The 14258-nt window shown below is 56.9% G+C and carries 14 protein-coding genes; 3 read left to right on the top strand and 11 right to left on the bottom strand.

The features are described from left to right. Position 1: 1 nt before the first annotated feature. Positions 2 to 766 (bottom strand): glucose-1-phosphate cytidylyltransferase, encoded by a 765-nt coding sequence (gene rfbF, locus ACO08A_RS08635; RefSeq protein ID WP_422040717.1) that lies wholly within the window; start codon positions 764 to 766, stop codon positions 2 to 4. 211 nt (positions 767 to 977) lie between these two features. Here rfbF and ACO08A_RS08630 point away from each other — a divergent pair, with 211 nt between their 5' ends. Then, the gene (locus ACO08A_RS08630) at positions 978 to 2255 is read left to right on the top strand and encodes a glycosyltransferase family 2 protein (RefSeq protein WP_422040716.1); all 1278 of its coding nucleotides are present in this window, start codon (positions 978 to 980) and stop codon (positions 2253 to 2255) included. A 27-nt stretch (positions 2256 to 2282) separates the two neighbouring features. On the opposite strand, the gene ACO08A_RS08625 is transcribed toward ACO08A_RS08630, so the two are convergent. The 6 genes from ACO08A_RS08625 to ACO08A_RS08600 all read right to left on the bottom strand — a co-directional run bounded on the left by ACO08A_RS08625 (position 2283) and on the right by ACO08A_RS08600 (position 8385). Further along, a complete protein-coding gene (locus ACO08A_RS08625; RefSeq protein ID WP_422040715.1) occupies positions 2283 to 3191 on the bottom strand; it encodes a sulfotransferase family 2 domain-containing protein in 909 nt (302 codons plus the stop codon). 313 nt (positions 3192 to 3504) lie between these two features. Beyond that, complete coding sequence (locus ACO08A_RS08620) at positions 3505 to 4323, bottom strand: phytanoyl-CoA dioxygenase family protein (RefSeq protein ID WP_422040714.1); 819 nt, start codon at positions 4321 to 4323, stop codon at positions 3505 to 3507. A gap of 2 nt (positions 4324 to 4325) precedes the next feature. After that, positions 4326 to 5105: a TylF/MycF/NovP-related O-methyltransferase gene (locus ACO08A_RS08615; RefSeq protein ID WP_422040713.1), complete on the bottom strand. Its 780-nt coding sequence runs from the start codon at positions 5103 to 5105 to the stop codon at positions 4326 to 4328. A 249-nt stretch (positions 5106 to 5354) separates the two neighbouring features. Continuing rightward, complete coding sequence (locus tag ACO08A_RS08610; RefSeq protein WP_422040712.1) at positions 5355 to 6374, bottom strand: hypothetical protein; 1020 nt, start codon at positions 6372 to 6374, stop codon at positions 5355 to 5357. Positions 6375 to 6420: 46 nt separating this feature from the next. After that, positions 6421 to 7182 (bottom strand): sulfotransferase domain-containing protein, encoded by a 762-nt coding sequence (locus ACO08A_RS08605; RefSeq protein ID WP_422040711.1) that lies wholly within the window; start codon positions 7180 to 7182, stop codon positions 6421 to 6423. 324 nt (positions 7183 to 7506) lie between these two features. Then, positions 7507 to 8385 carry a putative nucleotide-diphospho-sugar transferase gene (locus tag ACO08A_RS08600; RefSeq protein WP_422040710.1) on the bottom strand — a complete coding sequence of 293 codons (879 nt, stop codon included), beginning with the start codon at positions 8383 to 8385 and terminating at the stop codon, positions 7507 to 7509. A gap of 470 nt (positions 8386 to 8855) precedes the next feature. On the opposite strand from ACO08A_RS08600, the gene ACO08A_RS08595 reads away from it, so the two are divergent. Together ACO08A_RS08595 and ACO08A_RS08590 are read left to right on the top strand one after the other, a co-directional pair. After that, positions 8856 to 9584: a glycosyltransferase family 25 protein gene (locus ACO08A_RS08595; RefSeq protein WP_422040709.1), complete on the top strand. Its 729-nt coding sequence runs from the start codon at positions 8856 to 8858 to the stop codon at positions 9582 to 9584. Beyond that, positions 9581 to 10441, top strand: a complete 861-nt coding sequence (locus ACO08A_RS08590) for an alpha-1,2-fucosyltransferase (protein ID WP_422040708.1) — start codon at positions 9581 to 9583, stop codon at positions 10439 to 10441. The genes ACO08A_RS08595 and ACO08A_RS08590 overlap by 4 nt, the downstream gene beginning before the upstream one ends. Before the next feature lie 63 nt (positions 10442 to 10504). On the opposite strand, the gene ACO08A_RS08585 is transcribed toward ACO08A_RS08590, so the two are convergent. The 4 genes from ACO08A_RS08585 to ACO08A_RS08570 form a co-directional block, all read right to left on the bottom strand. Beyond that, positions 10505 to 11206, bottom strand: a complete 702-nt coding sequence (locus tag ACO08A_RS08585; protein ID WP_422040707.1) for a class I SAM-dependent methyltransferase — start codon at positions 11204 to 11206, stop codon at positions 10505 to 10507. A gap of 118 nt (positions 11207 to 11324) precedes the next feature. Then, positions 11325 to 12146 carry an FkbM family methyltransferase gene (locus tag ACO08A_RS08580; RefSeq protein ID WP_422040706.1) on the bottom strand — a complete coding sequence of 274 codons (822 nt, stop codon included), beginning with the start codon at positions 12144 to 12146 and terminating at the stop codon, positions 11325 to 11327. A gap of 3 nt (positions 12147 to 12149) precedes the next feature. Beyond that, positions 12150 to 13217, bottom strand: a complete 1068-nt coding sequence (locus ACO08A_RS08575; RefSeq protein WP_422040705.1) for a glycosyltransferase — start codon at positions 13215 to 13217, stop codon at positions 12150 to 12152. Next, positions 13207 to 14154: a glycosyltransferase family 2 protein gene (locus ACO08A_RS08570; protein ID WP_422040704.1), complete on the bottom strand. Its 948-nt coding sequence runs from the start codon at positions 14152 to 14154 to the stop codon at positions 13207 to 13209. The genes ACO08A_RS08575 and ACO08A_RS08570 overlap by 11 nt, the downstream gene beginning before the upstream one ends. Between the last annotated feature and the right edge of the window lie 104 nt (positions 14155 to 14258).

Here is a 14258-nt window from a genome sequence, read left to right as displayed (position 1 = left end):
GTCACCAGACCTTCCAGGGAGCGGTTCCGGACTGCCAGAGTTTTTCAAGCTGCGCCTTGTCGCGAAGTGTGTCCATCGCGGCCCAGAAACCGTCATGCCTGTAGACGCCGAGCTGTCCGTCCCGCGCAAGGCTCTCCAGCGGTTCGGCTTCCCACGGAACATCGTCCCCGTCGATCCGGTCGAGCACACTTGGCTCGCAGACGAAATACCCGCCATTGATCCATTGGCCGTCGCCCAGGGGCTTCTCTAGGAAATTCGTGACGCGGCCGTTCGATATCTCGAGCGCTCCGTACCTGCCGGGAGGCTGTATGGACGTCACGGTCGCGTCCAATCCCGAGGCCCTGTGATGCTCGACCAGCCTGGCAATGTTCACGTCCGCGACACCGTCGCCGTAGGTCAGGCAGAAGGTGTCGTCGATATGGTCCGCGACGCGCTTGATCCGTCCGCCGGTCATGGTCGCGTCGCCCGTATCAACCAGCGTCACTTTCCAGGGTTCCGCCTGCTGCCTGTGTACCTCCATCCGGTTTTCGCCCATGTGAAAGGTCACATCGGACATGTGCAGGAAGTAGTTGGCGAAATATTCCTTGATGACGTAGCCCTTGTAGCCGCAGCAGATGACAAACTCGGTGAGCCCGTTGGCCGCATAGATTTTCATGATGTGCCAGAGTATGGGACGCCCGCCTATTTCGATCATCGGTTTGGGCCGCAGATGGGACTCTTCGCTGATCCGCGTTCCCAGTCCGCCCGCAAGAATCACAACTTTCATGGCCATCCCACATCCAATTCGATGGGGCGACTTGTACATGTTTGCTTTTGAAAGTAAAGCGCGGCTCACGGGCGCAAATACGGCCCGAAATCGGTGATCCGGCGTCATTTTTAGCTGGAATAGCGGTCATGACCTGCGCTATCTCACACGTCATTGATGCGGGTTCTTCGAACGGCCCGCACCACCAGTAAAGACGGGTCACGATGCCAGCATGAAAATCAGCATAATCATTCCGACGCGCGAGAGGGCGGCCTATCTCGGCGCGGCAATTCAGTCCGCATTGGCGATCGTGGACGACAACATCGAGGTGATTGTCAGCAACAATGCGAGCAGCGACCACACGGAAGACGTCGTGGAGGCGTTTGAAGATCCGCGTCTGCTTTACATCAGAACGGAAAAACGCATTTCGATGCGTCAGAACTTTCAGTTCGCGCTGGATCGGGCGTCAGGCGACTACATCCTCTTCATCGGGGATGACGACGCGGTCCTGCCGGGCCAGTTTCCGGCGCTGCGCACGATACTCGAGACTCACAGGCCGGACAGCCTGAGCTGGCCGCGCCTGACCTACAGGTGGCCCGAGGATACGTCGACAAAGAAGTTCGGGCGGGTGCTCATGACCGACGGGAACACGTTCGGTGCCGTTCGCAAAGTGGGGGCCAGGGAGCCGAAAGAGGCCCTGCTGTCGGCGTCGGTGACCTGGGATGACAGTTTCCCGGCGCTATATCACGGCATCGTGTCGCGCGCCTGCCTCGACAGGCTGACGCTGCCGCAGTCCGAGTTTTTCCAGTCTCATGTACCGGACATCTATTTTTCTTATCTCGGGCTTGTCGAGGAAGTCGACCATGTCCATGCGGATCACCCGTTCACGCTAAGTGGATCGAGCCCGGCAAGCACCGGTTGCTCGACGCGAGATCAGAAGAACGATTTTTCAGAAGGTAGTCCTGCCGAGATGTTCGTAAGCGAAGCCGCCCGCGATCCGTTTCAGGACCCGGTCGTGATCGGAAGCGGCATTCCTGCCGGCGTTTTTCAGGTGCTCGAAGCGGTTCTGGCCGCCTTCCCCAAGGAAGCCGGCAATGTGGATAATGTCGCCTGGTATAAATTCGTCTTGAAAGAGTCCGCGTCTCATCCCGAGGTAAGCCGGAAAGTGATCGCCGCCAATCTCGCGGAGCATGCGCAGCGCAAGGGATTGTCGGCTGAACTCGAACGTGTCGTCAGCGAGGTCGATCAAGACACGAACCACGCAGCCGAAGAAACGGCCGAATCTGCTGAAAATGCAAGCCGTGGCTGGTTTGAAAAAAAGATAAATAGATGGAAGGAAAAGAGCAAAACGCTCAAGTTTTTTGGAGCAGAGACGGCTCTCAATGCCGCGAACATGGTTGATGAGGTGCTGACCAAGGACTACCAGAGCGTTCTGGCGGGAAACAAACCCCGGTCCAGGGCCTGGAAAGATGCGAAAAAAAGATCACGGGCCTTGCGAGCCGGGCGATAAAGACCGGTCGCCGCGCCCCGCTTCCGGCTAGTTTGTTGTTGTGCCTGGAAACTCCAAAGGGTAGTCGAATCGGGTGAAGTCTTCCCGGTAGGCGCTTTGAACCCGTTTGACGAGATCGCTGGTCCATAGGGACCCATACGCATGTGAGCCTGTTTTATTGACGGCCGTTTTTCTTGGACTGAACGTCTGCGCGTCGATGCCGAGCCTGTCCGCGACTGGCTTGATGTCCTCGTGCAGCGTCTCAAGCTTGGCGACGTGAATTGAAGGAACCGATTTCGGCACGTTTGCCGACATCAGGTTCCAATGATTGTTCAGCATCTTTGTCGCTGTTGCGCAGGCATATTTTATGAACTGATCGAAAGTGATCGCATTGTTGGAAACATAGGTATCCGGCCGCGTGAACTGGTTGTTCTTCCGGTATTGCTTCATGAAATGGTCGTCCGGAGCGTCCCAGGGAACGCCCGCGAACTTGTTTGAATAACAGGATTGCAGCCTGAGATACGGGTTCCTCACAACCGTGAACATCAGCGTTTCAGGATCACGCAGCATCTCGCAGAACCCTTCCGGGCCGATCATCTCCGGCGACTTCAGGCCGGAATACTCTCTGCGGTGGCAACGGTAGAATTCACCCTTGAAGTCGCGGCCGTAGCACACGCTCGACAAGATCGACTTGACGGTGCTGCATCCTGCCTTTGAGACTTCAACATAGATCAGCTTGTATTCCGGAACGACGTTGAAGAAATAGTTCATCCCGTAGACATGTCTGTCGATGTAGTGATAGTCACGGGTGGCTGCGTCGGCCGTCAGCAGATTGTAGAGGTTCCTGCTGTAGAAAATGCGTCTTTTGACGAACGTCGGAAAGTTCGTGTTCTTCTTGATGTATTTGCCGATTCCCAACATCAGGTTCTGTTGCCGCGCGTCTTGAAGTGGTGCCAAGCTGCGCTTCTAGTTCAATCCCGACATGGGCGTCCAGTGTTTTTTGTGCATTTCTGCAATGCCGGAGTACTCTGTGCAGACGCGGGAAATCAGCAACATTCCGGGAGTTCTCGCGAAAGCGGGCAACAAGCTGACGCTGGATTAATTCGCAAGTGTATGAACTCGCTTGCCTTCCAGGTTAATGTTTTGAAGTGCATTGGATCTGCGGCCGGCAAACCTTGGTCTTGGAGGTTCGCCGATCACGGATCAGGAAGCCGCCTGAAAAAGACAGGATGGGTCTGGCGCAGGCGCGGTCAAGGGAACGCGCACTGCCTCAATCGACATATTCCGCGTGGTCCATGTGAAAGGCGCGTCCCTCGAGCTGTCCCACGGGCCACCCTCTTTCGATCGCGTCCTCATTGTCGAAGTTGCCCATCCGAAACTGGGTCGTAACCCGCACCGGTTCGGTTTTTTGCGGCACGCTTCTGTGAACGGTCAGACCGGAAAAGACCAGCATGTCCCCCACGTCGAGGCTTGGTATGGAGCTGGCGTACTTCGAAAAATCAATGTCGTGGTTGATCGACAGGGTTTTGGCACCGTTCTTGTTTTCGTTCAACGGGTCCAGCATCTTCGCCCGTCTCAACCCATCAAGATGTGATCCGTCCAGCAGTTCGACCGCACCGTCCTTGTCCAGGTCGGTAAAGGGGATCCAGAACACGATGGAATCCTGCGAAAGCTGGATGTAGTGGTAGTCCTGGTGCCAATCGAAGAGAAACTTCTCTTCGCCGAGGAAATCGATCCTGGTCCCGGTATACGGGCAGACATTGATCATGCCGATGTCCTGGAAGAGCTTCCGGTAGACCTCTTCGAACTTTGCCCCAAGCTGCATTTTCTGCAGCGACTGCAAATGCCTCAGGGACCGGTACACCGCACCCAGGCCGGCACGGTCTGTCTTGAACAGATCGACAAGCAGCTCGAGATCGACCCGGTTTTCAAGTGGCTTGAGTTCGCCCTGCGTTTTGCCCGCCTTCAGGAGCAGGAGCCGATTGAAATCGCTGTAAAAGGACGAAAGCTCTTCAGCACTCAGGAAGCCTTTGAGAACGGCCCATCCCTTTTCTTGAAAATGCGCGACGTCGCTGTTTGAAAGGGTCAATTTCAGCTCCAGGGTTTGAAGAAGTAGGCTGACGGTGTGGATGTCCAGGAAAACGTCTTGATGTCGGGCTGCGGCAGCTTTCTTTCTTCGAAAAAGACTTCCAGCGCAGAACTTTCTCCACCCCATTCCATCATGGCGTATTCGTCCAGAACGATCAGTCCGCCCGGAACCACCCGGTCGTAGAGGTGGTCCAGTGCGCTTTTGGTCGGCTTGAAGACATCGACATCCAGATGAAGCAGGGAAATGCGCAGCCCGGGGTTCTCTTCAACGTATTGGGGAACCGTTTCAAGAATGTCCCCGTCGATCAGGAAGCACCTCTTCGAAGCCTGCACGAACTGATCGTTCTGATGAAGCATCATGAGTTCATCGAAGGCACCCTTGAAGCCTTCCGACTTCCAGCCCCCATCCACTTTCGAGCGGCCCGGATATTCCGGCCCGTCCTCTTCCGTCAGGCGCAGGCCCTTGAAATCGTCGAAGCCGATGACGTGCCGGATACGGTCGCCCGGATGGAAGATCTCCAGGAACTTGTGGAAGGCGAAGAAGCTGTTGCCCTGGTAGACACCGCATTCGACGATGGAACCCGGTTTGTCGGCGATCAGCTTGTAAAGTTCATAGTGGGCAAGGAAACGGGTGACATTGATCCGGCGCGTGTAAATCGCAAAGGATTCCAGAACGTCTCGGAGCGGAATGTCGTACTTTGCAATGATTGCCTCGAGCGTTTTCCAGTTATCCTGGCCTGCTTTTCCGCCGTAGAGTTCCGCTTCGGGCTTATCAACTGCCATTGTTTTCTCCTGTTTCGAATTGTTTCCAAGTAGGTTTTGTTCACGTGACGCTTGTCTGATGGCAGTCAGTTCACAGTCTTCTATCGATTCGTGCGATGGAAGCGGCAAAAATCAGCCAGAGTCAATGGGTGTTGGGGGCGCTCCCCAACAAGCGCAGTGCCCGATGTTCCTTTGGGGAATGTATTTGCTTCGCACGTTGGCGACGCACCCCGGTTTCCATCAGGTCTGCCTGTCGATGATTGGGCGAAGTCAGAGCTCCATCGCGTAGATCTTGTTCTTTCTCAGGAAGTCCTTGGTGAGGTTCCTGGCGCAATGCTTGCTCAGCGTTTCGTCTCCGCGAAACTTGAGCGCATATGCCAGGACGCCCCACACAACATCCGTAAACTCGCCGTTGAAGTGCGCAAGGAAATGTGGTCGGGCCACGAACCAGTCACAAACCAGCGCCACGTTCTCCACGATCTGGTCTTCCGTGTAGTCGAACGCAACGTTCTGATCAACGATGTCGGCGGGAATCTTTTTTCGCAGGTGCAAGTGCACCGTGCCACCATCGTAAACGGAGTGAATTTCGGCGATCCCGTTTCTCAGGAGATCCGCGGTCACCATCCAGTGCCACGGCAGCCGGCATCGCTCGAAATCCTGGAGGATCAGCCACGATCCTTCAGGAAGCAAGCTTTCCGCGATGACCGGAAATGTCGCCTGCCACAAGTCCAATGATTTGGCCGAGTCCAGGTGAACGACTTCAACACTGTCGGTATTCGAGTAGGGCGCGAAACCCACGGACAAATCCAGTTGCACCGGATCAACAAACTCCGAAAAGTCGCGGTTCAGGTGCCGAAACAGGTCCAGGTCGCTGGCAGCGCCGCGGGATTTCTTGACGTATTCCTTGACTACGGGATGCTTCGCGAAAGCCTCCAGCGAATACCCGCCGAAGAGATCGAATCCCTTGATCGCCCGATGCGCAACGGAGACATTGTCTTTCAGTCCGCGGGCCATGCAGTAGGTCGACCCGCCAGCGGCGGTTCCGACATCCCAGACCTCGCCGTCACCACGATAGTGTGTCGCGCAGAGCTGATACAATCCCATCCGCTCGTTGAGTGAGGTCTGGCTCGGCAGCTCTTCGAGCTCCAATGCGACCTCGTCATTCCTGAGAAGGTTGCCCAGTCTGTGGCTCAGCGCGTCAAAGGCCTGCATGTCCGCCCGTCCGCCTGGAAGCAGCAACCGCGGATTGGCAATCCGTTTCAGCGTGTCCGTTACTTTCTTGTTCGTCATTTTCAAGCTTAACCCCACAAGCTTGGATGCGATGTCTCGCGTTAGGTCACCAGCCGTCTATGATGTCCAGAATCTCATCATATGATTCGTGTTTTGCGATCAGCTCCTGCAACTCGCCGACGAGTTCGGGATCCCGCTTGCGTCCAGCCTTGCGATTCAGGCTGTCCCTGGAAAGAGACAGGACTGTCTTGGTCTCGGAAGGATCCAGGGTTCCATCGAAACCCAGTTTCTGCGAGAATGACTGTGCAAATGCATATCCATCGCTGGTAAGATCTTCATATTTCAAGTGAATTCTTGGCCGTCCCTTCCAGGCGAGATAGGCAAAAACGCAGCTCAGGTAGCCGTTGTAGTTGTTCCTGATTTCCGCCCGCCAGTCGATTTCTTCCCAGGTTTTTCTTCTGTGTCTGGCAAAGAAAAGTCGCTTTTTATCGAGCTTGGACTTCCATCTCTCGTATTTCGGATAGAGATGCGACACGATCGCATCCGCCGGGTCGCGGGTGATCAGGATCAACCCGAAGGGTGAGGGCGACCTTGCCGCGTTCTCGACAAGTCTATGAAGCGAGTGAGCCTTGTAACCTACCGGTTCATCATCGTCGATCTTGATGACATCCGCCGCCTGGTTCGCGCTGCGAAGGTAGATCGCCTTGTCCGATTCCGATGCCTCAAGCGAAGCGACCGTCGGACGTTTTGTTACGTATTCGACCAGGGCACGCACGGCGTGGTTTCCGCTTCGCGGATAGGAAACAATGTGCCAGTTCAGTCGTTCCGGAAAGGGCGCTCCACCTTCGGCCGCTCCGTTTTCGTTCATTGCCGATCTCCAATGATGCACCTTTCCAGGGATGCCGTCTGTTCTGCTTTGATTGCTGAATTGCGAAGGCGTCTCAGCGGCACACCGGCACCGCACGGCCATTTGTTTGGCCGGTAATACGGCATGTTTCCGTGATTTAGCAAGGCAACGCGCTGCAAAATCGGATCGAGCAGATATCCCGGATACCGATGCCCCGCCCGGGATGTATGCAATTGGGCCAATCTTTCACCGTATGTGGCACCGTGTCGGACGTCTGGGTGCACAAGGTCGGGGCGCATTCCGCGACAGTCGGCGCCGCCGCACGGCATCCGAGGTGGATCCACGCTACCTGAAGGATTGCAACAGATTCTGCACCTTTCCCGACACCTTCAATCGTGCGGGCACTTTCAGCGGGATTGAGAGCTGCTTGAAAGCCTTGAATTTCTTTTTTTCAGATTTCGGAGAATTTGGATGGCAGATGATTGCATGTTCGACGTAGTCCCGGTTGGTGCCGTGACGCTGAAATTTCGCATGGGGCAATGCCGCCAGTTTCAGGCCGTTGAGCCGGCTCTGCCCGGAAACGGGCGTAACCCAGCCGGTTTCGAGATCGCAATGCTCCCACCCCTCGGGTCTTTTCTCCCATTCGAGATCGTAGTTATCCAAAAGATGCTGGTTCATGCAGATCTGATCGTCTCCGGCAAAGGCGTCCACCAGCTCCGCGCATAACCGCCGCGTGGCATCGTTGGCCCGTAGCGCAAAAAAGCCGGTGCAGATTGCAAAGCCCCAGGCCTCCTTGTTGCCTTTCGGAAAGGACCCAGGCTGAAAGGCAAGATCGAACGCGGTGGAGGGCAACTCCGGGAACGGGTTTTTCAGCCAGATCGCGTCCGCGTCGCTGAAGATGACGTTCTGTCCCTGTTCCAGATACGATAGTGCGGAGGGGAATTTCAGCGAAATCGCGTGCGTGGCGCTGTCACTGTCGAAGCCGCTGTTTTTCCAGACCGTTTTTTTCCGGTCGGAATAGGCGCTTGAAACGAACTGGTCATCACATCGGAAACCGGCCTTTGTGAGCTGACGATAGGAAGCCGGGTCCGTGCAGATCAGGAGCGGATCGAGACCGGTGCTCTCCCTAACCCCCGTCGCCCAGGCCGCGGCGAGGCGGACATATTGATTGTTCACGACAGTGAAAACGACCGTTTTTTTGCTGTCGAAAGTAGAATGGTCCATGATGTCAGGGCTTTATCACTGTTTTGGTTCCGGACGCGCTGCCGCCGTGTCTTTGCGGCTTCATCCCCGCATCACGTTGGGACGACAGGTTTGAACGGCCGTGCGCCGCCGATGTCAGGAGTCGTTCTAGCACGGCTCTCGGGTCATGAATCAAGGTTCGGATCGCAGCGCGGTCTTGTTGAACATGCATATTGCCCCGTTAAATCTTGTGCCACGTTTCGCGCGCCTAGCCGATGCGGCTCTCCTGCCGGAGAGCGTGCCGCGCGCGAAGATATAGATTGCGGATTTTCGCGTCAAAGTCGGGAGGCAAGGCAAGGTAGGTTCGCGGTAGCGGCACCGGCGGCTCGGTTGAATGCCGTTGCAGCCTGATGTATCTAGCAAGGCCGGAAATGGCGGCGAACTGTGAGTGACGTTTTTTGCTGGAAATACACGTAGTCAATATGGCCCGGTCAACAGACCGTAAGGAGAGAATGGACAAGCTCCTTACCGGGAAGGGCCTTGAATTCCGGTACTTCGAAGCGATTGACGGGAAGGCCGGCGAACATCCTCTCTTCGCGAAACATGATCGCCGGCTGGCCGAGATACGCTATGGATTTCAGCTGGCTCCGGGCGAGTTGGGCTGTTTCGCCAGCCACTATCTCCTGTGGGAAATCTGTGTGCGTGAACAGCGCCCTCTGCTGATCATGGAAGATGACATCGAGCTGGCCGATGACTTTGATGAAAGTTTCCGGATCGCCGGCGAGAAAATCGAGGACTACGGACTCTTGCGGCTGTCGTCGCACAAGCGGCGTGATTTCTTCATCCGGGAGGACGTCGGGTCCCGTCACAAGATCATCCAGTTCGTTCAGAACCCGTCCGGAACGTCCTGCTATGCGATTGCCCCCTGGGCTGCGGCGCGGTTTCTGGAACATGCCAACGTCTGGTTCGAACCGGTTGATTGCCTTCTGGACAGATACTGGGATCACGGCGTCGGCTGCTGCGCAATTTATCCCTTCGCGGTCACGCACATCGCCCAGACAAACGAGCAATCGGAAATCTGGGACGGTGTCGGGCGCGGGCCCCGGTCCAGCCGCTCCAGGCGATTTCCCCTCGAACGCAGGTACTACCGGCTGAAAGACAACTTGAAGCGGAAGATTTTCAAGATCAGAAACGGACTGAACCTGGAAAAAGACCTCCAGAAAGCCGGAAAACCAAATTGATCATTTCCAGGATAGAGGGCGGTGCGGGCAATCAGATGTTTCAGTACGCCTGCGGCCGCGCGGTCTCGCTCGCATCACATCAGAATTACAAGCTCGATTTGACCGACATGACAAGGGACAGACTGCGCGACTATGTCCTCGACCAGTTGGCGATCACCGCGGAGCCGCTTACCCGGTTGGAAAGAAGGGTGTGGTCCAGGCACCGGCATCAGCCGCTTGCACGCATGTTATTTCCATCGGCACGCTGTGTCGAGGTAAAGGAAACCGGTTTGCCGTTCGCCCCTGAAATCAAGTCGATCCGTACGCCCTCCTATCTGTTTGGGTACTGGCAGTCCGAGAATTACTTTTCCGATGTGGCGGAGGTCATACGGTCCGACTTTCAGCTGAAATCAGGCTACACACCGGCGCGGCAGGAAACCCTTTCGAAAATCAGGGCGGCCGAAACTGCGGTCTCGGTCCATGTGCGGCGCGGAGACTACGTTTCCAACGCGAAGACGAACGCGATACACGGGACCTGTGATCCTGACTGGTATGCCGCCGCGCTGTCGGAGATGGCATCGAAGTTCAAGGACATGCAGCTTTTTGTCTTTTCCGACGATATCTCCTGGACCAGGGACAATCTGCCCTCCTATCCCTCGATGACCTTTGTCGAGCCCCAGGATGACGGCAAGGATGTTGAGGACATGCACCTGATGGCTTCCTGCCGGGCGCATGTCGTGGCGAACAGTTCGTTCAGCTGGTGGGGGGCGTGGCTGAACCCGCGGCAGGACAAGCACGTGATCGCACCGGCGCAGTGGTTCAGGTCATCGTCTCACGATGCGCGTGATCTGATCCCGAAAAGCTGGCAAAAGCTGTAACCGGATTTGCCCGGTAAACCGGCGAGGGAAATCGGCGGAGCCGAATTGGTAAATCGACCGGCTTCAGATGATCTTGCGTTTTTTCAGTGACCGTTTCAGCTTCCACATGCGTCTGCTTTGGCGCACCTTCAGCCCCTTTGGCTCATTGAGCTGTGTCATGAAATCCGAGCGCTTGTCCAGCCTTGCCAGCCCGGTCCAGCCCCGGTGGATCGACAGGTCGAGCCGGTCCATGTTGGCCTCGAAAACGCAGTTGATGAAATTCAGTATCTGTCGATTCTCTGTTTCGACGTAGAAGCTGTCCATCTCTTCTCCTTCCGCGTAAGGAGCGCTGTCGACATCATCCATGAAAATGACGCCGCCCTTTTTCAGGTACGGAAAGAAGCCGTAAATTTCCTTGTAGACATGGTCCACCGTATGCAGGGAATCGATGAAAAGAACATCGATCCCGTCCCTGAGCCAGGGGGCATGGTTGAGGATGTTGTCGGTGTCCGCGGAGTCAGACCTGATAAAGGTCCATTTGGGCGAACTCGCAACCGTCGAGCAGTCGGCGATGTCCACCGACACGAGCGTTCCGCGGTCGCTGTCTTGCAGGGCGTTCAGGAACAGTTTGGTCGAGTTTCCCGATTGCACCCCCAGTTCGAGCATCGTGGGGTTTTCAAGCTGCGTGATCAGCGCGTGCATGCTCAAATAGTGCTTGGCTCTGAAATGCTTGTCGTTGCCAGAGTTCAAATTCGCTTTGTATTCGTTCAGTTTGTCTTCGTACATCTTTGAATTCTGGTCTTGCTGGGTGAAACGGGTTTTCAAAGTCGCATTCACGGGCAATTTGACGCTTGCAATCGAACCCTCGCGTTCAGCGCCACAGTAGTAAAGTCACGTGTCCACTTCAATCGGCAGCCACGAAGCGTGCAATCAGCCGGTTGGGCGAGACCTTGTCGAACCTGAAGCCGCGTGACACCAGGTACTGGCACACCGCCGGCAGTGTCGGTTCCTTCGCAAGGCCGCGCTCCGGTCCGCAATCGACACAGATGTATTTGACGCGTTTCAGCGTTTCCTCGGCGCCGCGCAGGATCTCGGGTTCCGCACCTTCTCCTTCGATCTTGAGCACCTTGATCTCTTCGATCCCGGTCTCAAGGCAATAGGCATCCAGTGTCGTCGTTTCGATTGTCGTGACGCTTTCATATCCGGAAAATTCGATCAGCGAGGAATCCGCCGTGTTCGATTTTTCAAAGAACTTCAGGGTGGTTTTCTCGTGCCAGAGTGCGAGCTGTTCGCAGGTGCCGTCCGGGTTGTTCAGCCGGCATCGGGACATCTCGCCCTCGCCCGGCTCGAAGGCAATGTAGCGGACCGATTTGCCTGCAAGTTTCAATCCCAGACCGATTTCGCCGATATTGGCACCGCAATCGATGACGACATCGCCGTCCTCGATCTCGTCCGGAAAGATGAAGTAGTCGGACATGAGGTCCGTCACACGCCTTTTTACGCCGTACCGGTAAAAACCCACGCGTCTCTGGTGCAGGATCGAGATACTGTTGTCTTCGTCGTCGGTGACAACGATTGCGCCGTTCCGGATGGCCGTTTCGACCTTCCAGGGGCTTTTGCTGTTCAGGATGCGGCTGGCGCGGGCGTAAAGGTTGAAGAGCTGTGAAAAACTGTCAAGGCTTTCGCGCCCGAAGATGAAGTTCAGCAGTCTTTTTTTCTTTTTCACGCTTCAACCTCCCCGGTTCCAGATCAACGTCTCGTACTGCGCGCAAATGCCTTCCTCGGAATACCCTTCGTTCAGGCGTGCCGCTGATGCTGTCACAAGCCGTTCGGCTTCGGCCGGGTTGTCCAGCAATTGCAAGAGATGTCGCGCCAGGCCGTCCTGATCACCGCACTCGGACAAAAGCCCAGTTTTGCCATGCTCGATCAGCCAGCTTGGTCCGGGCGATGCGGTCGCAACGACCGGCAGGCCGGCGTTCCAGCCCTCCAGAACCACATTTCCCAGAGGTTCGTCGTCGGTCGGGCAGACGAGAATGTCCGCAGCTTTCAGGAATGGGGACGGATCCCTCTGCCACCCGAGAAAATGCGTGCGGTTCTCAACGCCCAGCTCCCGAGCAAGGCGGCGCATGTCTTCCTGCAGGTCTCCATCCCCGATCAGCCAGGCGTGAACGGTTTCGGGCAGCCGGGCGAGGGCCTTGATCAGAAGGTCGAAGCGTTTGCGTTCAACGAAACGTCCAAGCGCGATCAGGACGGTTGCTTCGTCCGGCGTGTCGAACTGCGCGCGGTTGGCGGGTGCGAGCGTGTCCGGCAGCGGGTCCACGAAATTGCTGATCACGTGCGCGCACTCTTGGGGCCAGCCGGCCTCAACCGCCTGCCGGATGATTTCCGGTGTATTGCCGATCAGGTCCTGCACGTTGCCGTAGGTATGGAACCCGTCGGGGAAGTCACCGAGACGGAGGAATGTGCGCATGTCGGGACCGGGTTTCGGCAGCCACTTGCTGGCCGGACTCATCCAGCCGAGGGTTGCCCCCGCTCCGAAGTGCCTGATGTCGCGGGTGATGCCCCAGCGCACGAAATGCCGCTTGAAATGCGAGCGGCTGAATTTCAGTTCGCGCACGTCGCAATACTCGGCAAGCTCGTCCCGCCAGGACCTGTCATGCCGGATGAAGGCGATCTGTTCGACACCGCGTTTGGCGAGCGCACGGGACAGGCGCACGAAAAACTTTTCCGCGCCGCCATCGACGCCGAGGTGGATATGCGCGAGTTTGCGTTGAGCGGACACCGGGTCAGTTGCCATCGATGACATCATAGTAATTGTGTGCCCTTCCGAAGAGACCGCGCAGGTTGCCGGATCCCTTCATCAGGCGGATGAGGCCGTAGTAGTAGAGTTTCTCGCCGCGTTTGTGCGCAAACGGTTTCAGGACAAAACCAACGATCGTGGCAAGAAGACCGAAGAACATGCGCCGGGCGCTCTTCGGGATGAAATGCAGCGCGGCCTTGCCCCGGCCTTCCCGCAGAACGATATTGAACGCTCCGGAGGTTGCCGCCATGTGCATACGGCTCAAGAGCCGTTTCGTGGTCACGCGCGACGCCGGAATGTCCTCTTCGACAAAGGCGTCGTCGACCCAGATCATCCTGGTACCCGCCGCGTGGGTGCGGCGGAAGAAGTCGATGTCCTCGCTGCCGAAGGTCAGTCTTTCGTCAAATCTCAGACCCAGTCCGTCGGGCCGCACGATGCGGGCGCTGATCAGCACGTTGTTGGTCGGCGCCTCGGTGATCTCGGTTCCCGTCGGGCGGGGTTTCAGCAGCTGCGACTTCCACCAGTGCGGCGCCGGCTTTTCGTAGATCCGCCGCACCGGGCCGTTGGCGACCTCTGCATCGAAGGTTTCGCAGGCTGCCAGCAGCTTTTCGATCCAGTCGGGTTCGGCGCGCTCGTCATCGTCGATGAGGGCGATCCAGTCCGGGTCGTGTTCCAGCGCCGCCTCCAGCGCCGTGTTGCGCGCGAAGGGAATGCCTCTGCGCGGCTCGTGATGGAAGAAGACCGGTAGGGTGAGCGCTTGCCTCACCGCGTCCGCAGCCTCGCCGGTGAAAAAGGGCACAGCGTCGTTCTCGACGACAACAACCGACAGATCCGCCGCGTCCGGCCGGACCAGCTTGTCCAGGCTGTCGAGGCACGCCTTGAGCATATTCGGACGCTGCGCCGTGCAAACGGCGATGACCAGTTTCTGGGCCATTGGGTAAATTCAATCCTCGGGTCGGCAGTCTCGCGGCTCGAGCAGGGGTTTGGCGCAACAGACGCTCGCTGTCAAAGGAATTCCGCAAACCCGGCTTTCCAGAA

Origin of the sequence: Roseibium sp., from assembly GCF_965232425.1 — a bacterium.
Classification (GTDB): domain Bacteria; phylum Pseudomonadota; class Alphaproteobacteria; order Rhizobiales; family Stappiaceae; genus Roseibium.
This window is presented reverse-complemented; position numbering and strand designations above follow the sequence as displayed.